Origin of the sequence: Sphingobium agri (assembly GCF_023051225.1) — a bacterium.
Classification (GTDB): domain Bacteria; phylum Pseudomonadota; class Alphaproteobacteria; order Sphingomonadales; family Sphingomonadaceae; genus Sphingobium; species Sphingobium agri.
Map to the genome: position 1 here is coordinate 948,147 of NZ_JALKHS010000006.1, position 17,211 is coordinate 965,357.

The 17,211-nt window shown below is 60.0% G+C and carries 17 protein-coding genes and 3 tRNA genes; 8 read left to right on the forward strand and 12 right to left on the reverse strand.

Annotated features, from left to right (window positions below; translation table 11 throughout):
- Positions 1 to 44 precede the first annotated feature (44 nt).
- Positions 45 to 1,574, forward strand: coding sequence for a DUF1570 domain-containing protein (locus MU848_RS08010; protein ID WP_247231128.1), 1,530 nt, complete (start codon positions 45 to 47; stop codon positions 1,572 to 1,574).
- Here MU848_RS08010 and MU848_RS08015 read toward each other — a convergent pair.
- The 7 genes from MU848_RS08015 to aroA all read right to left on the reverse strand — a co-directional run bounded on the left by MU848_RS08015 (position 1,571) and on the right by aroA (position 8,089).
- The gene (locus MU848_RS08015) at positions 1,571 to 3,355 is read right to left on the reverse strand and encodes a cation:proton antiporter domain-containing protein (RefSeq protein ID WP_201514057.1); all 1,785 of its coding nucleotides are present in this window, start codon (positions 3,353 to 3,355) and stop codon (positions 1,571 to 1,573) included. The genes MU848_RS08010 and MU848_RS08015 overlap by 4 nt on opposite strands.
- Before the next feature lie 74 nt (positions 3,356 to 3,429).
- Positions 3,430 to 3,515, reverse strand: a tRNA-Leu gene (locus MU848_RS08020).
- A 51-nt stretch (positions 3,516 to 3,566) separates the two neighbouring features.
- Complete coding sequence (locus tag MU848_RS08025; protein ID WP_097091606.1) at positions 3,567 to 3,854, reverse strand: integration host factor subunit beta; 288 nt, start codon at positions 3,852 to 3,854, stop codon at positions 3,567 to 3,569.
- A 161-nt stretch (positions 3,855 to 4,015) separates the two neighbouring features.
- Positions 4,016 to 5,728 carry a 30S ribosomal protein S1 gene (gene rpsA / locus MU848_RS08030; protein ID WP_097091605.1) on the reverse strand — a complete coding sequence of 571 codons (1,713 nt, stop codon included), beginning with the start codon at positions 5,726 to 5,728 and terminating at the stop codon, positions 4,016 to 4,018.
- A gap of 170 nt (positions 5,729 to 5,898) precedes the next feature.
- Complete coding sequence (gene cmk / locus MU848_RS08035; RefSeq protein WP_097091604.1) at positions 5,899 to 6,534, reverse strand: (d)CMP kinase; 636 nt, start codon at positions 6,532 to 6,534, stop codon at positions 5,899 to 5,901.
- Positions 6,531 to 6,782: a CBU_0592 family membrane protein gene (locus tag MU848_RS08040; RefSeq protein ID WP_201514053.1), complete on the reverse strand. Its 252-nt coding sequence runs from the start codon at positions 6,780 to 6,782 to the stop codon at positions 6,531 to 6,533. Before MU848_RS08040 ends, cmk begins: the two co-directional genes overlap by 4 nt.
- Positions 6,779 to 8,089 carry a 3-phosphoshikimate 1-carboxyvinyltransferase gene (gene aroA, locus MU848_RS08045; RefSeq protein WP_247231129.1) on the reverse strand — a complete coding sequence of 437 codons (1,311 nt, stop codon included), beginning with the start codon at positions 8,087 to 8,089 and terminating at the stop codon, positions 6,779 to 6,781. The genes MU848_RS08040 and aroA overlap by 4 nt, the downstream gene beginning before the upstream one ends.
- Before the next feature lie 179 nt (positions 8,090 to 8,268).
- Here aroA and MU848_RS08050 point away from each other — a divergent pair, with 179 nt between their 5' ends.
- The 3 genes from MU848_RS08050 to MU848_RS08060 all read left to right on the forward strand — a co-directional run bounded on the left by MU848_RS08050 (position 8,269) and on the right by MU848_RS08060 (position 8,972).
- A complete protein-coding gene (locus MU848_RS08050; protein ID WP_097091601.1) occupies positions 8,269 to 8,604 on the forward strand; it encodes a TIGR02300 family protein in 336 nt (111 codons plus the stop codon).
- 87 nt (positions 8,605 to 8,691) lie between these two features.
- Positions 8,692 to 8,767: transfer RNA gene (locus tag MU848_RS08055), tRNA-Ala, on the forward strand.
- A gap of 129 nt (positions 8,768 to 8,896) precedes the next feature.
- A tRNA-Ala gene (locus tag MU848_RS08060) sits at positions 8,897 to 8,972 on the forward strand.
- Positions 8,973 to 9,065: 93 nt separating this feature from the next.
- On the opposite strand, the gene MU848_RS08065 is transcribed toward MU848_RS08060, so the two are convergent.
- Positions 9,066 to 11,342 (reverse strand): ATP-dependent helicase, encoded by a 2,277-nt coding sequence (locus MU848_RS08065; protein ID WP_247231130.1) that lies wholly within the window; start codon positions 11,340 to 11,342, stop codon positions 9,066 to 9,068.
- A gap of 101 nt (positions 11,343 to 11,443) precedes the next feature.
- On the opposite strand from MU848_RS08065, the gene MU848_RS08070 reads away from it, so the two are divergent.
- The gene (locus MU848_RS08070) at positions 11,444 to 11,839 is read left to right on the forward strand and encodes a GFA family protein (protein ID WP_247231131.1); all 396 of its coding nucleotides are present in this window, start codon (positions 11,444 to 11,446) and stop codon (positions 11,837 to 11,839) included.
- Positions 11,840 to 12,337: 498 nt separating this feature from the next.
- Here MU848_RS08070 and MU848_RS08075 read toward each other — a convergent pair whose 3' ends face one another.
- Complete coding sequence (locus tag MU848_RS08075) at positions 12,338 to 12,799, reverse strand: RrF2 family transcriptional regulator (protein ID WP_247231723.1); 462 nt, start codon at positions 12,797 to 12,799, stop codon at positions 12,338 to 12,340.
- A 111-nt stretch (positions 12,800 to 12,910) separates the two neighbouring features.
- Between MU848_RS08075 and MU848_RS08080 the strand changes: the two genes are divergently transcribed.
- Positions 12,911 to 13,360 (forward strand): globin domain-containing protein, encoded by a 450-nt coding sequence (locus tag MU848_RS08080; RefSeq protein ID WP_281494319.1) that lies wholly within the window; start codon positions 12,911 to 12,913, stop codon positions 13,358 to 13,360.
- A gap of 94 nt (positions 13,361 to 13,454) precedes the next feature.
- Here MU848_RS08080 and rsmD read toward each other — a convergent pair whose 3' ends face one another.
- Positions 13,455 to 13,991: a 16S rRNA (guanine(966)-N(2))-methyltransferase RsmD gene (rsmD, locus tag MU848_RS08085; protein WP_247231132.1), complete on the reverse strand. Its 537-nt coding sequence runs from the start codon at positions 13,989 to 13,991 to the stop codon at positions 13,455 to 13,457.
- 57 nt (positions 13,992 to 14,048) lie between these two features.
- Entirely contained in the window at positions 14,049 to 14,963 is a 915-nt protein-coding gene (locus tag MU848_RS08090; protein ID WP_201514044.1) for a pseudouridine synthase, read from the reverse strand.
- A gap of 160 nt (positions 14,964 to 15,123) precedes the next feature.
- Between MU848_RS08090 and MU848_RS08095 the strand changes: the two genes are divergently transcribed.
- Positions 15,124 to 15,582 (forward strand): response regulator, encoded by a 459-nt coding sequence (locus MU848_RS08095; RefSeq protein ID WP_097091595.1) that lies wholly within the window; start codon positions 15,124 to 15,126, stop codon positions 15,580 to 15,582.
- Positions 15,583 to 15,635: 53 nt separating this feature from the next.
- On the opposite strand, the gene MU848_RS08100 is transcribed toward MU848_RS08095, so the two are convergent.
- On the reverse strand, positions 15,636 to 16,718 hold the full coding sequence (locus MU848_RS08100; protein WP_247231133.1) for an alpha/beta hydrolase: 1,083 nt from the start codon (positions 16,716 to 16,718) through the stop codon (positions 15,636 to 15,638).
- A 97-nt stretch (positions 16,719 to 16,815) separates the two neighbouring features.
- On the opposite strand from MU848_RS08100, the gene MU848_RS19125 reads away from it, so the two are divergent.
- On the forward strand, positions 16,816 to 17,193 hold the full coding sequence (locus tag MU848_RS19125; protein ID WP_247231134.1) for a YkvA family protein: 378 nt from the start codon (positions 16,816 to 16,818) through the stop codon (positions 17,191 to 17,193).
- The last annotated feature ends 18 nt before the right edge of the window (positions 17,194 to 17,211 follow it).

A 17,211-nucleotide genomic window follows, 5' to 3' on the forward strand; every position in this document is an offset into this window, starting at 1 on the left:
CCAAGTCATCGCTAATCTGGCAAGCTAACCGGTTCGGGGGGATCATGCGGCTTCTTATTGCTCTCGGTCTGTTGCTGACGCCCGCTGCTGCACGTGCCGAATGGTTGGAAGCCTCGAGCGACCATTTTGTGGTCTATGCGGAAACCCGGGCGACAGAGGCTCGCCTATTCTCGCAGCAGCTCGAAAGCTACCATGCGGCCATGGCAGCGGTCACGGGATCGCCGAATCTTCGTCCCAGCCCGTCCAACCGCCTCACTATTTATGTTGTGAGTAGCGAAGCGCAGGTTCGAAAGCTGTATGGGGCCAATTCGCAATATATAGGCGGATTTTATGTACCCCGCGCGGGTGGATCGATCGCAATCGTTCCGCAGGTCAGGGCTACGCGCGGTCAAATCGACACGTCGATGATCACGCTGCTCCATGAATATGCGCATCATTTTCTGATTGGATCGAGCAGCTTTCCTCTGCCCCGCTGGATGTCGGAAGGTGCTGCGGAGTTTTTTTCGTCAGCCGCATTTCCTAGCGACGGCGGTGTTGAACTCGGGCGGCCGGCGCAGCATCGCGCCTATGAGCTCTACATGGCTGCCGATGTGACTGCAGGTGATTTGCTTGATCCTGCCGCCTATGAAAAGCGCCGCAGCAAGAGGTACGACGCTTTCTATGGCAAGAGCTGGCTGCTTTATCATTATCTGACCTTCAGCCCCGAAAGGAAGGGCCAGCTTACACGCTACCTTACTCTAATGTCTCAGGGTAAGGACCCGCGGTCTGCTGCTATCGAAGCGTTTGGAGATTTCGGCCAGCTCGAACATGAGCTGGATCGCTATCTGCTCAAATCTCGGATGACCATGATCAAGCTGCCCGCCAGCATGATCAAAACCGGCCCCGTCGTCGTGCAAGGGATGACGGCAGGGGCAAGCGCCGTGATGCCGATCATCATTCGTTCAAGGCGCGGCGTCGATCGTGAAATGGCCAAGGCCGTTCTGGCGGACGCGCGCGCCATAGCTTCGCGCTTCCCGAAGGATGCCGCAGTCCTCTCGGCGTTGGCGGAGGCAGAGCATGACGCTGGCAACGATAAGGAAGCGGTCGCCGCCGCCGAAGCTGCCCTTGCCGTGGACTCGAGGCAGGTCAACGCCTATGTCCAGAAGGGGCTTTCCCTCTATCGCATCGCGCAAGATGCGCCGGATCGCGACGAGAGCTATAAGGAAGCACGCGCTCCTTTCACGGCGCTCAATCGCATCGAAAATGACCACCCGCTGCCGCTCTTCTATTATTATGACAGCTTTGTCCGTCAGGGGAAAACGCCATCTTCCTTGGCAATTCAAGCGCTGGAACGGGCGTCGGAACTGGCACCGTTCGACCTTGGGCTGCGCATGACCTTGGCAATGCAGCAACTGCGTGTCGGTGATCGCAAACAGGCGCGGCGTAATTTACTGCCGGTGGCTTACAACCCGCACGGCGGCAACATGGCAGAGTTCGCCAGCAAGACGTTGGAGCGGATGGACAAGGAGCCGAACTGGGACGGGAGTGGCATGCCCGTTCCCGCATCCGATAACGCCATAGCAGCTGGGCCTTAGGCAACCTCGTCAGAACGGAGCCGCCTCAATTTGGGGGGCGTCTCCAGTTGCGCCGCATCTTTGATGCCCATGCGTAGATCTTCCCGTGTCTGATGAATGGACGCGATAACAGGCCCCATCGCCACGCCCAGGTCGACCAGCGCAGTTTCAGCCAGCTGAAGCGAGCTTTCCAGCGTTTCAGGCACAGCATCGCTGGCGCCCGCTTGATAAAGTTGCGCGGCATGATCTGTATCGCGCGCTCGAGCGATGATGGGCAAATCCGGCACCCATCCCCGGACCCTCTTCGTCACTCGTACCGATAGCACCGGATCGTCCATGGTGAGGATCAGTGCTCGAGCGTGACCAAGACGAAGTTTGTCCAACATTTCGGCACGCGCCACGTCGCCAAAAAGGATCGGATATCCGCCCCGTCGCCCTTCAGCGACTACGTCAGGGTCCGATTCCACGACTGTAAAACGCTGATTGTGAACCCGCAGGAGGTCGCACACCATCCGTCCCACACGGCCAAAGCCGATAACGACGGCCGCCGCCTCCGTGCTTTCCTGCTGCAATTCAGGCGTATCTTCGCCTAATGCCATTTCGAGCCTGCGCGCGATGTCATGGCCGATACGGGCGAGGAGCGGCGTGATAGTCAAGCCGATCGCCGTAACGATCTGCCAAAAAGCAGCGGTGGAGGGCAAAATCAGCTTGGCTGCAGCCGCGGTCGAGAGGACGATAAGAGTAGTTTCGGAAGGGCTGGCCATCAGCAGCCCTACTTCCAGGGAAACGCCCTTTCGAGCACCCGAGAAATAGAGCAGAGCTGCCGTGACCAACGTCTTGGTGATGACCACCCCGACCACCGCCAGAATCAGGCTGGGCCAGTTCGCGAGTATCACCCTGACATCCAGGCTCATGCCAACGGTGATCAGGAACACGCCAAGCGCGAGCCCCTTGAACGGTGCCGTCATCACTTCGACTTCGCCATGATATTCGGTCTCAGCGATCAACAGGCCTGCAAGTAACGCACCCACAATCGGTGATAGACCTGCGAGAGAAGTGGCGATGCTGGAAACGATGACCACCAGCAGGCTCGCGGCGAGGAACACCTCGGGACTTTTCGTCCGTGCAGCCTGACTGAAAATATGTGGGAGGACGATGCGGCCGAGAATGAGCATCACTGCGATCGTGATGCCGCCCTTCAAAAGTGTATTCGCCAGTTCGCCCCAAGCTCCGTCCACGCTTGCCGCTGCCGAGGGAGCAAGAGCGCCCAGCATGAAGATGATGGGAACAAGTGCCAGATCTTCAAAGAGGAGCATCGCAAAGGCCGCGCGCCCTACCGCACTTTGTGTACCGACCATCGGCAGCACCACGGCAGTCGAGGAAAGCGCGAGCGCAAGGCCAAGCCCGATCGCGCCTGCGGGAGGCTGGCCGAGCAAGTAAAGTCCCATCGCTATCAGCGATGCGCCACCGATAAGTTCAGCTGCGCCCACGCCAAAGACTTGAGCTCGCATGGTCCAGAGACGGCGAAAACTCAGTTCCAGACCTATCGAGAAGAGCAATAATATGACGCCGAGTTCCGCGAACGGCTCTATGGCCTCCCTGTTCGATATGGTGACATGATATAGCCATGGATATTCGGCGACTAACGCGCCGAGGCCAGACGGCCCCACTGCCAGGCCGACCAGAATAAACCCAATGACGGGACTGATCCTGAAGCGAGCAAAGCCGGGGATTACCAGTCCCGCCGCCCCCAAAACGACAAGGGAGTCGCTGAAACTTTGAGGATTGATCGCGCCGGCCATGCTCTATCATTGCGGGATGCGCGGCAGAATATCCAGCCTTGCGGCAAAATTCACATGCTGCCGGATGATGTCCTTGGTGCGGACGGCGGGACTTGAACCCGCATTCCCAGGGGGAGGCGGATTTTAAGTCCGCTGCGTCTACCGATTTCGCCACGTCCGCATGGCGCTTTCCCTGACCGGTCCAGACGCGCAGGTCAAGATGTGCTGATGATCACTGAGCTTTGCTGTTGAGCCGCTCGCGCATTTCCTTGCCAGGTTTGAAATAGGGTACACGTTTGGCCGAGACCGGCACCTGCTCTCCGGTACGGGGATTGCGCCCGGTCCGCGCGTCGCGCGCACGGGTGGTGAAGGCGCCAAAGCCTCGCAACTCTACCCGCCCTCCACTGGAGAGGCGATCAACAATCTCTTTGAAGAAGAGATCGACAATCCTCTCGACCTCCTGAAGGCCAAGATCTGGATTTTCTTCTGCCAGCGTCTGAATTAATTCCGAACGTATCATTGGTCCTCCAGCTCCCCCTTCTGGTTCCCAGTTTAGTTATAGTGAGTCCCCTCTCACATGCAATTATCCAATGTCGGTAGTTGTTTTCTCATTTTGGGATAGAAAAGCCCGCCGGAAGCAGTTTCCGGCGGGCCTATTACTTTAGTTAGATGCCGAAGGGATTAGCCTTCGTTCTTGGCCTTGAGTGCCTCACCCAAGATGTCGCCGAGCGATGCACCGCTGTCGGACGAACCATATTGAGCAACGGCCTGCTTCTCTTCTGCGATCTGCAGCGCCTTGATCGAGAAGGTAGGCTTCTTGGCGCGATCAAAACCGGTCACCAGGGCGTCGAACTTCTGACCGATCTGGAAACGCTCCGAGCGCTGCTCATCACGATCACGGCCAAGGTCGCTACGCTTGATGAAGCCGGTGGCGCCATCTTCGCCAGCCTGGACTTCCAGGCCGCCGTCGCGGACTTCCAGAACCGTGACGGTAACCGTCTGGTTCTTGTTGAGACCAGCAGCAGCAGCAGTCGTACCGCCAGCGGCCGGGCCGCCACGTTCAAGCTGCTTCATGCCGAGGCTGATGCGCTCCTTCTCGACGTCGATGTCGAGAACGACGGCCTGAACCGTCTCGCCCTTGCGGTGCAGAGCCAGCGCGTCTTCGCCCGAAATGCCCCAGGCGATATCCGACATGTGGACCATGCCGTCGACGTCGCCGTCCAGGCCGATGAACAGGCCGAACTCGGTTGCATTCTTGACTTCGCCTTCGACCGTCGAACCGATCGGGTGACGTTCGGCAAAGCTGTCCCAGGGGTTGTTCTGGGCCTGCTTGAGACCGAGCGAGATGCGGCGCTTCTCGGGATCGACTTCCAGGACGATGACATCGACTTCCTGGCTGGTCGAAACGATCTTGCCGGGGTGGACGTTCTTCTTGGTCCAGGACATTTCCGACACGTGGACGAGGCCTTCGATGCCCGGCTCCAGTTCGACGAACGCACCATATTCGGTGATGTTCGTGACGCGGCCCGACAGCTTCGCACCGACCGGATACTTGGCGGCTGCGCCTTCCCACGGATCGCTTTCCAGCTGCTTCATGCCAAGGCTGATGCGCTGGGTGTCGCGGTTGATGCGGATGATCTGGACACGGACGGTGTCGCCGATGTTGATCATCTCGTTCGGGTGGTTGATGCGCTTGTACGACAGGTCGGTGACGTGCAGCAGGCCGTCGATGCCGCCAAGGTCAACGAACGCACCATAGTCGGTGATGTTCTTGACAACGCCCTCGATGATCTGACCTTCGGCCAGCGTCTGGATGAGGCCCGAGCGCTGTTCGGCGCGGGTTTCTTCCAGGATGGCGCGACGCGATACGACGATGTTGCCGCGGCGGCGATCCATCTTCAGGATCTGGAAGGGCTGCGGAATGTCCATCAGCGGGGTGACGTCGCGGACGGGACGGATATCGACCTGCGAGCCGGGCAGGAACGCCACGGCGCCGTCGAGGTCGACGGTGAAGCCACCCTTGACGCGGCCGAAGATGACGCCTTCGACGCGGGCATTTTCGGTGAACTCGGATTCCAGCTTGTCCCAGGCGGCTTCGCGGCGAGCGCGGTCGCGCGACAACATCGCTTCGCCATGGGCGTTTTCGACGCGGTCGACATAGACTTCGACTTCGTCGCCGACCTTCAGGTCAGCCTTCTGACCGGGCGCGGCGAATTCGCGCAGCGGCACGCGGCCTTCCGACTTCAGGCCGACGTCGATCAGCGCCATGTCGTTTTCGATGCCGGTCACGGTGCCCTTGACGACGCGGCCTTCGAAGCCGCCGTCTTCACCGCCAAGTGATTCATTGAGAAGCGCGGCGAAATCGTCGCGCGAGGGGAGTGCCGTAGAGGCCATGGTAGTTCCTTCATTCGTCATTGCTGGCCTACCGGTTGTGTCCGGTGGTCTTTCAGGCCAAACAGTCCACGCAGCCGGATTGCCGCGTGAACATCCATTCGGCCATGATGAGTGACGCCCCGCAGATAAGCGAAAAGGGCGCCTGGGATTCCCAAGCACCCGTCATCGCGTCAGGCCTTTCGCCGACGTTCCAACTGGGCGTCCACCAGTGCAATGGCTTGCTGGACGGCGGCGTCTATAGTCAAATTGCTGGTGTCGAGCAAGTCCGCTCCATCGGCCATTCGCAGCGGAGCATGGTCCCTGCTCATGTCGCGTGTGTCGCGTGCCTGAATGTCCGCAATCAGGCTGTCCATGTCCGGCCGGCCGCCGTGCGACAGCGCGTCATCATAGCGCCGCTGCGCGCGAACATGGACGCTGGCTGTTACAAAGATCTTGGCATCGGCGTCTGGTGCAATGACCGTCCCGATGTCGCGTCCGTCGAGGATCGCGCCGCCGGGCTGGGTAGCGAAATCACGCTGGCGCTTCACTAACGCTTGGCGGACGCTCTGATGAATGGATACACGGGATGCAAGGGAGCCGATCGCTTCGCTACGCAATGCTGGATCAGCGAGAACGCCATCATTGAACGAGCAGGCCGCCAGCGCATCAGCTTCATGATCGGGGTCCCCGCCGGTCTTTACCACGGCAAGGCCGACCGCTCTATACAACAGGCCAGTATCCAGCACCGGCAAGCGATAATGGCGCCCGAGCGCCTTGGCGATGGTGCCCTTGCCCGAAGCTGCCGGGCCGTCGACGGCGATGATCATGATGTTTCGCCTTTCCGCAACGCCTTGGCGAGGCCGATGAGTGCGATGAGCGCCCATACGACCTCCAACGCCAACGAGGCCATGTTGAAATGCACCGTCAGCGAATAAAGCAACAGCAGCGATCCGATCAGATTGAGCAGGTTGAACAGGATAAAATTCAATATCTTCGCCATGTTGCTATAAGCATAGGCGATGACCATCAGTGCACTGCCGATCAATCCGATGACATTGGCGAGATCAAAGGTCATGGCATCGCGCCCAGCTTTTGCAGCAGTGTGGTGAAACCGGGAAAGCTGGTGGCGACAGGCCGCATGTCGTCAATGGTGACGCCGCTTTTCGATATCAGTCCCGCAACGGCAAAGCTCATCGCGATGCGGTGATCGAGCTTGGTGGCGATCGGACCGCCGCCGGGAAGGAGTGCGCCACCCGTGCCTTCGATGATGATGCCATCTTCCAGCTCTTCAACGGTCACGCCGATGGCGCGAAGGCCTTCGGCCATGGTGGTGATGCGATCGGACTCCTTGACGCGGAGTTCTTCAAGGCCGCGGAATATGCTGCGCCCCTCGGCAAAGGCTGCTGCGATAAAGGCAACGGGATATTCATCGATCATGGAAGGTGCGCGAGCTGGATCCGGCTCAACGCCTTTCAGGTCGGACGCTGTTACGACGATATCGCCGACAGGTTCGCCGCCGACCTCTCGTGGATTATCGATGACGATATTGCCGCCCATCTCCCGCAGCAGATCGATCAATCCTGCCCGTGTGGCATTGAGGCCCACATTGCCGACCGTGACCTTTGAGCCGGGGACGAGTAAGGCGGCAACGATCGGGAAGGCTGCAGAAGAGGGGTCGCCCGGCACGGCGATCGTCTGCGGGCGCAGTTCAGCTTCGCCCCTCAAGGTGATGATACGCGTGCCATCGGCTTCGACCTCGACCTCCAGCTCCGCGCCAAAGCCTCTAAGCATGCGTTCGCTGTGATCCCGAGTCGGGATCGGCTCGATCACGCGCGTCACGCCGGGGGTGTTCAAGCCCGCGAGCAGGATGGCAGACTTGACCTGCGCGGATGCGACCGGAAGGCGATAGTCCAGCGGGACGGCCGGGCAGGCGCCGCGCATCGTCAGAGGCAGCCGGTCTCCGGGGCTTGACGTGAAGCTGGCACCCATGCGGGACAGAGGTTCAGTTACACGCCCCATCGGACGCTTGCTGAGCGATGCATCACCTGTGAAGGTCGCGGTGATGGCATGACTTGCTATCAAGCCCATCAGCAGCCGGGTCGATGTGCCGCTGTTGCCCATGTCCAGGGCTGTCTGGGGTTGCAGCAACCCGCCGACCCCTACGCCCTTGATGTGCCAGATGCCATCGCTATCCCGGTTGATCTGCGCACCCATGGCACGCATTGCGGCAGCCGTGGCCAGTACATCTTCACCCTCCAACAGTCCCTCGACCCGGCTTTCTCCAACCGACAAGGCGGAAAGCATGAGCGAGCGATGCGAGATGCTCTTGTCACCCGGTACAGTCACGCTTCCGGAGAGGGGCGGCGCGCCATTGAAGGTCATCGGGAGCGGATGATCGGAAGAAGAGGTCAAGGGTCAATCCGTTTGGCAGGGAACTGAAAAATCGCGCCCGGCTTTTGACAGCGCGGTTCTGCTATGGCAAGGCGCCCGTCGCTTCGCGGGCGACATGGTCGTGCCGCGTGATATTCGTTGAAGCACTCGTAAGAAGGACAAGGCCGGACATGGTCAAGGCTGAATGGGGCACGAAGCGTACCTGCCCGAAATGCGCCACGCGCTTCTATGACCTGGGCAAGGACGACCCGGTCATCTGCATCAACTGTAACACTGCCTGGGAACCCGAGCCCGTTCTTAAGTCGAAGCAGCCGCTGCCTTACGAGGAAGCACCCAAGAAGGTCATCGAGACTGCCGATGGCGAACTGGAGTCGGCGGATGACGATCTGGATCTGGATCTGGACGTCGATGATGACGGCGACTCACCGGATAATGACGTTGATCTCGGCGGTGACGACGACCTCGGCGTCGATGCCGCGGGTGACGACGGCGACGACGACAATTAAGTAATTTTCTGCTTGCCAAGGAAGTTGCTGCCTCCTAATGGCAGCGACCTCCGAGGCGCTGGACCCAAACAGCGCCGACATTGGAAAGGGGCCTTAGCTCAGCTGGGAGAGCGCCTGCATGGCATGCAGGAGGTCAGCGGTTCGATCCCGCTAGGCTCCACCAATTTCCGAGCAGCGGCGTTTATCGGCCTAGTTTGATATGCTGAAGCTTGGGTTTGGGGTCGAAGAATGATGGCTGTCCGGAAAGCCGGCATAGCCTTTTTCACGGATGCAGCCTATTCTGCATTGAGATGGGGCCTTAGCTCAGCTGGGAGAGCGCCTGCATGGCATGCAGGAGGTCAGCGGTTCGATCCCGCTAGGCTCCACCAAATCCCCATCTATTTCGTAAGCCGATGGCAGGGATCAGGCGATTGACTGTGCGTGCGGCCGCATTTGCTGTGCCGGACCTCTAACCCTCAACGTCAGGCGGGCTGTACAAAGCTGTCCATGACGCGCTTGCGGCCCGCTGTCTCAAAGTCGATTTCCAGCTTATTGCCCTCGATTTCGGCAACGGTTCCGTAACCGAATTTCTGATGAAAAACGCGTAAACCCAACTGCATGTCATCCCGACCCTTGTTGCCGAGTGAGATGGCAGATGCTCGGGCTTCCACGATCCGAACAGGTTCGCGATTGAATTGACCGCCTTGTTGCGCACGTTGCCAACCCGGGCCGCGGCCGTTGCCACGTTGGACATTGGAGAAGGGGTCGGCACGCTCAGACCAGTTAGCGCGCCATAATGACGCTCCGCCAGTCATGCTGCTTTCTTCCTCGACATGCTCAGGCGGCAGTTCGCCGACGAAGCGGGACGGGATAGAACTGGTCCACTGGCCATATATACGCCGGTTGGCAGCATGCAGAATGATGCACATCTTTCGAGCGCGCGTGATCGCGACATAAGCGAGCCGGCGTTCCTCTTCGAGGCTGTTGAGCCCGCCTTCGTCGAGCGCGCGCTGGGACGGGAAAATTCCTTCTTCCCAGCCTGCCAGGAATACAGTGTCGAACTCGAGCCCCTTTGCCGCGTGTATGGTCATGATCGTGACCTTGCGTTCTTCGGCTTGCGCATCATTGTCCATGACCAGTGATACGTGCTCTAGAAACGCGCCAAGCGTTTCATACTCCTCCATCGCGCGGGTAAGCTCGTTCAGGTTTTCAAGGCGGCCCGCACTTTCGGCTGTACGCTCCGCTTGAAGCATCGCCGTATAGCCGCTTTCGTCAAGTATCTGGCGCGCCAGTTCGGCATGAGGCAACTGAGCCGCCCTGTCACGCCAACGTGCAAGGTCTCCTATGAACGATCCCAGGCTCCGGCGCGCCTGAGGCGTCAATTCATCAGTGTCCAGGATGCGCGCAGCCGCCAGCGCCAAAGGAATGCCTTCCGCCCTTGCCAGTCGGTGGAGCTTCTCCACCGCCTTGTCGCCAAGGCCTCTTTTGGGAACGTTGACGATCCGCTCGAATGCCAAATCGTCAGCCGGTTGATTAACAAGACGCAGATAGGCAAGCGCATCACGAATTTCGGCACGCTCGTAGAAACGGAATCCGCCCACAATACGATAGGCGAGGCCGATCTGGATGAAGCGGTCTTCAAACTCGCGAGTCTGATGCTGTGCGCGAACCAGGATAGCCACATCATCGAGCGACTGCCCGGAACGCTCCAGCGATTCGATCTCGTCGCCTACGCGGCGAGCTTCCTCTGGACCGTCCCAGACCCCGATGACACGAACCTTTTCTCCGACGTCGATATCGGTCCAAAGCGTCTTCCCCAACCGGTTGCCATTTTCGGCAATCACTCCGGAAGCGGCGCCAAGAATATGAGGCGTCGATCGGTAATTCTGCTCCAGGCGAACGATCTTGGCGCCGGGAAAATCTTTCTCGAACCGCAGGATGTTGGCGACTTCGGCACCTCGCCACGAATAGATGGACTGGTCGTCGTCGCCCACGCAGCAAATATTCTTGCGCTGTTGAGCGAGCAGGCGGAGCCACAGATATTGGCTGCTGTTAGTGTCCTGATATTCATCGACCATGATGTAGCGGAACCGTTGCTGATAGCTTTCCAGCACATCACGATGGCGCTTCAGGATCGTCAGCACGTGGAGCAGCAGGTCGCCAAAATCGCAGGCGTTCACGTCACGAAGCCGGGCCTGGTAAGCTGCGTAAAGCTTCTGGCCACGTCCATTCGCATAAGCTTCGCTATCGCTAGCGCCAATTTCTTCCGGCGTTAGTCCCTTATTCTTCCATTGGTCGATCAGGCCGCCCAACTGCCGCGCGGGCCATCGCTTTTCATCGATGCCTTCTGCTTGGATCAATTGCTTCATCAGGCGGAGTTGATCGTCGGTATCAAGGATGGTGAAATTGGACTGAAGCCCCACCAATTCCGCATGCCGGCGCAGCATCTTCGCCGCAATCGCGTGGAAGGTCCCAAGCCACGGCATCCCTTCGACCGCAGGACCTATCATGCGTCCGACGCGCTCCCGCATTTCTCTCGCGGCCTTGTTGGTGAACGTCACCGCCAGAATTTCGGACGGGTAAGCACGACGCGTAGCGACAAGATGAGCAAGCCGCGCGGTCAGTGCGGCGGTCTTGCCCGTTCCTGCACCTGCCAGCACGAGGACCGGCCCTTCGGTCGTAAGCACAGCCTCCCGCTGAGGTTCATTGAGGCCCTGAAGATAAGGTGGATCATCGGGCGAGGGAGCGGGGACGGTCATGTTCAACAACTAGGGAGCATGGGAAGGGTGAGCAAGGGCAGCCCCTTGCAGCGGCCATCGATCTATGAGAACAAAAGGCGAATCATGCAAGGGGAAATGCCATGGCCAAGGGACGATGCCAGTGTGGATCGATCCATTACGAGGTAGAGGGGGAACCAATCTACAGCGCTATTTGCCATTGCAGCGACTGCCGCCGCAGTGCCGGAGCGCCCATGGTTGGTTGGGCGCTCTTTGCAGAAGCAAATCTGAAGGTTGTGGGTGAGCCGAGACTGTACCGATCTTCTGAAGACGCGACACGGCACTTCTGCGCCAGTTGCGGCACCGGCCTTTTCTACCGGAATTCGAAAAGTTTTCCCGGGATGGTTGATATCCAGACTTCGACTTTGGATGCCCCCTCTCTGTTCCCTCCCGTCATCCACGTGCAATGGGCAGAGGCATTGCCGTGGATGGGCGCTGCACATGAACTTCCCCATGTTGAGCGCTACCCGGAGGATTGATTACATTCATTTGGTGGCAGCAGGACAACAGTTCGTCGCGGATATGGAACGCTGGCGTCACCGATCTGGTTCTTCACCAGCCAAGAGGCAGAATGGGGTGAAGAACAGGAAAGGACGACCCGATGAAATCGATCATGCTTGCAGGTGCGGCATTGCTGGCTTTTTCAACCGGCGCTACTGGCATTGCGATCGCCCAGGGTGCGCCGGACAATGCGGCTCAGCCTCCAGCAACTGACACAATGCCGGCGGATTCAGCGACACCCGCAACGGCTGCCGATCCGAACGCGGGTCAGCCCACCGGAGAGGTTCCGCCTGCTACAGGCATGGCGCCAGCTTCGCCCGCAGTGCCTAGAGATCCCGCGGCTCCTGTAGGAAGCTCAGCAAATCCCGTGACGGTGGGCGGGAACATGACGCCGCCGCCTGCTGGCGGAAAGGACTATCCGCTGTGCAGCCGAACCGTACAGGATAGCTGCATCAATCCAGGTGAAGCGCCGCGTTCTAAGAAGGCGCGCAGGAATCGCTGACTTGGGACAGGGGCGCGGGCAGGGCAGCGATGAGCGCCGCCAGCCCGGCCTTGTCTTTAGCGGCGTCGGCCAAGCTGTGCTGATCGAGCACGGCGAGGAAGGCGGCTGTCGCGGCCTTTAATATGCCGGAGAGGCCGCAGGCGGAGCGCAGCCCGCAACCGGCACAGTCCGCTAGATTCATGTCGGTTTCGGTATGGCGGATGACTTCGCCTAAACTGATCAATTCGGGAGGGCGGGCGAGCGTGAAGCCGCCGCCTCTTCCTCTCTGGGTGGTGATGAAGCCGCCGAGGCCGAGATGATGGACGACTTTCATCAAATGATTGCGTGACAACGCGTAGGCGTCGGCCACTTCTGGGATTGTCGCGCGGCCGGTGGGCGTGACTGCCAGATGGATGAGGACGCGCAGGGCGTAGTCGGTGTGGCGAGTCAATTGCATGAGGGAATGCGTTAATTGAAAGAGATTTGAGGATAAAACATGTAGCTGGTTTACATGTTTAAACATGTCACGTAAATGCACCTTTATCGAGTCTCGCAAAAGGGGTGCATCATGAACCAGCTCAGCGCTGAAACCATCGCGATCGTCAAGGCAACCGCTCCCGCGCTTCGGAGCCATGGCGTGGAGATCACCACAGCCATGTATGCGCGGCTGTTTCAGGATGCGTCGATCAAGGACATGTTCGACCAGGCGGCGCAGGAAAGTGGCGAGCAGCCGAAGCGTTTGGCAGCCGCTATCCTGGGATATGCGGAAAATATCGACAAGTTGCAGGCACTGACCGGCGCGGTGGAGCGCATGGTGCAGCGGCATGTCGAAACCGGCGTGAAGGCCGAGCATTATCCGAAGGTCGCCGAGGCGCTGCTGCCCGCGATCCGTGATGTGCTGGGGGCTGAGGTAGCCACCGACGCGGTCCTGGAAGCTTGGGGTAAGGCTTACTGGTTCCTGGCGGATATTCTGATTGGGAAGGAAGCGCAGGCTTATGAGGATGCTGAGGCTGCTTGATTGAGAGGAGCAGGGGGCGCTTGGGGCGTTCCCCTCTCCCTAACCTCGATGAGAGTCACCTGCCTCTCATCGACCCCTGAAGGGGAGAGGGAGTTTAGGCTGCTCTTAACAGGGTCAGGCGCGCCTTCCCTACGTCCCGTATTGCGTCCGCGACGAAGCCCTTCACTTCCACATCCTCACGCCTGTCGGTTTCGATGCTGACCCAGGTAGCCGGGCCGGTCCATCCCAGGCGGCTGAGCTTGTCGAGCGCTACCGCGCCCGCGCCGCTATTGTAGGGCGGGTCCATGAAGATGAGGTCGAGCGGCTTGGGGGCTGGGCCGAGGGACAGGACGCTGCTCTGACGGATATCCGGGCGGACGCCGAGCCGTTCGCCATTGGCGCGGATCGCGTCCAAGGCTGCACGATCCTGTTCGACGAAGAGACAGGTGGCTGCGCCCCGCGACATGGCTTCAAAGCCCAAGGCTCCCGAGCCTGCGAAGAAATCACCGACATTCAAGCCTTCGAAGGAGCCGATCCGGCTCAGCAGCATGGAGAAGAGCGTTTCGCGGGTGCGATCGGCAGTGGGGCGGGTGGCGTCGCCCTTGGGAGCGGTGAGGGGGCGGCCTCTCCATTGGCCTGCGATGATTCTCATGGGTGGCGTTCCAGAAGAAGGGCGGGCTTCGGCAAATTCAGCCCGAAGGGATGAAAATCAGGATTTGGGCGTCTTCAGGCTTTTGCGGAAGACGATGAGGTCATGCTGCCGTACCTCCTCTACCGCGCCGGAAGCCAGTTCGCCTAGGTGGAAGGGGCCATAGCTGGTGCGGATGAGGCGGCTTACCTGAAGCCCGAGATGTTCCAGAACGCGGCGGACTTCGCGGTTCTTGCCCTCCGTCAGCGTCATTTCAATCCACTGGTTGCGCCCGGTGCGGCGTTCCAGATTGGCCTCGATCTGTCCGTAGCGGATGCCGTCAATTTCTATGCCTTCGAACAGATCTTCAAGCTGGGCCTGGCTGATGTCGCCGAAGGCGCGGGCGCGGTAGGTGCGGGGAACGCCCGTTGCGGGCAATTCCATCTGCCGCTTGAATTCGCCATCGGTGGTGAGGAGCAGCAGCCCTTCGGTCGTCATGTCGAGGCGGCCGATCGGCATCACGCGCGGCAGATCGGCGGGCAAGCGGTCGTAAATGGTCGGGCGGCCGCGGGGATCACGTTCCGTGGTCAGATAGCCTGAAGGTTTGTGAAAGAGGAAGAGACGTGCCGGAGCAGGCTGAGCGACTGGCGTTCCGTCCACCGCGACTCCGTTGAGCGAGGTCAGCAAGGTCGCAGGCGTAGATACCGCTTCGCCGTCCAAGGTGACGCGGCCTTCCTCGATCATCCGTTCGACTTCGCGGCGCGAGGCTATGCCGGCGCGGGCAAGCAGCTTGGCGATGCGTTGCGGTTCATTCTTGCCGCTGGCGGCCGCAGCCGTGCGAGCCGGATGAGGATTGGCAGGCTTGGCCGGAGCGGCCTTTGCCTTGCGGAAAGGGGGGCGAGCCGGACGCGTACCAGCTGGCTTGTCCTGCGAAGGGCGCCGGGGTCCGCCCGGTCCTGCCCTGCGCGGCGGTCCTGATTTTTTCGGCGGCTCCACGCTCGGTTCCTTTAACGAAGCGGCGGCACTTCCCATATGGAAAGCACCGGAAAATGACGAAAGGTGCCGTGCCATCGCCCAATGCGGAGGAACGGCCGCAACTCCCTTGGGATGCTGCGCGTTTGATCGGTTGCATGGCGCATATGGGGCGGATCGGCAAATGTTTTTCGGGCTAGTCAAAGGGGACTCAAAGCCACGGCAGCAGGGACAGGCGATCCGCAGCGTGCTGGTCGTTGAAGACGAGCCGCTGGTCGCGTTCGACAATGAGCATGTGCTGGAGCAAGCGGGATATCGCGTTGCAGCGACCGTCGATGATTATGATCATGCCATCCGCGTGATCGAGCAGGATGAGGTCGATCTGGTCATCGCCGACATCACCCTGCACGGGGACAAGACCGGCATCGACGTCGCTCGGCATGCCTATGCCAAGGGTTTGGCGGTACTGTTCGTCAGTGGAAGTTGCCCGGTGGACGCGCATGAGATGGCGGTCGGATGCTTGGCCAAGCCCTATTTGCCGCGCGAACTGCTGGCTTCGATCGGCGTGATCGAGGCTTTGATGGTTGGGGCCGATCGTCCCCGGGTGCCTCGGGGGTTGCATTTGTTTGATGATGTGGGGTGAGGCTGGGTGGGTCGCTGCTTTCCCGTCCAATCCACAGGCAGGCGTAGTGCCGATCAGGCCCGAGGCCAGCGCCCGTTCAACCACTTGCGCGTATCGCTCAATATTGCCTGATCTTCGGGCGTCTGCTGGCCGAAACCGGCATGCGGCATGGCTTCGCTGACGTAGAGATCCGCCTCGACATTCGCGGCTCTTAGCGCCGCATGCATCCTGACTGTATCGGACAGCAGCCGGTCGCGGGTTCCCGTGATCAGATGTGTCGGCGGAAAGGCGGTCGCGAGATCGCCGAAAAGCGGCGAAAGATAAGGCTGACGCGGATCATTGCCATTGAGGTAGAGTTCGGTCGATCCAACGCCATCGGGGTCGCGCAGCACTGGGTCGAGACCGTAGAGCACCTGCCAGCTGTCGCCAGCATTGGTAAGGTCGGTCACCGGCGTTTGGAGAATCAGCGCACTCGGCTTTTCCAAGCCCGCATCGCGTATCTTGAGCATCAATGCAGCCGCCAGATTGCCGCCTGCCGATCCGCCCGAGACCAACATGTTCCTTGCGCCAAAGTCCTTCAGCAATGCGCGGTACACCGCGAAACAGTCGTTCAAACCCGCTGGAAACGGATGTTCCGGCGGCATCCTGTAATCCACGGCATAGGTGACGCAGCCATATTGCATCGCCGTGATCTTGGCCAAGGCCATGGCATGCCGACCACCGAACAGCACCCAGCCCCCACCGTGAATGCTGAGATGCGCCTTCCGACGGTCAGCTTCACTCAGGCCCTTGGGGGTAGCCAAATAGACTGTTGCTCCACCCATCTGCCGCGTCTCCACGTCAACGCCGGGAATTTTCAGGATCATTTCAACCGGCAGGGGGGCGTTGCCCGCTGCAACATAGGCGTGCCAACCCGCTACGTCCTCCGGCGCGGGCACAGGAGCTGGAGGGGGCTGCATCGCGCCTTTGCGCAAATAATCCTGCGCGGCCTTGCTGATGGTTGAGGGCGGTGGAAAATTGCGGGGCACGGCGGTGGAACCGGGCAATGAGGTTTCGGAAGCGCCATGCGCGGACCTTTCCGCCAAGGATGCGATACCGGTTGTTGTGACGCCAGCGATCACACTCCTGCGATCCATGCCCTTGCGACCTGTGCTCATATGAGCCCTCTATATCGCGCGTCATCGTCCGATTACAAGAAAGGACATTGTTGCTCGATCAGTTGCAGGCAGCGTCGCGCCGTTCCATTCAGGGCTGATGAACCGGACGGCGATGAAAAGGCTCAACGAGTGGGCGAGGAACATCAAGCGCGATGTCATCGCCCTCTGGTTCGCTGCGCGCGATCCTCGGGTTGCCTGGTATGCGAAGGCTTTGGCGGCTGCTGTCGCGGCTTACGCCCTGTCGCCGGTCGACCTCATTCCGGATTTCATTCCTGTCCTTGGCTATCTTGATGATCTGGTGATCGTGCCGTTGGGCATCATGGCTGCGGTCAGGCTCGTTCCTCAGCATGTGATGGCTGAGCTTCGGATGAAGGCCGTGGAGCGGCGCAAGCCTGTGTCTGTGGCAGGTTTGATCTTCGTTGTGATCGTGTGGATTGTGGCGGTCGGGTTTGTGGGGTGGATGTTGGTGGGTTGATGGCGTCGAAGCGCCAAC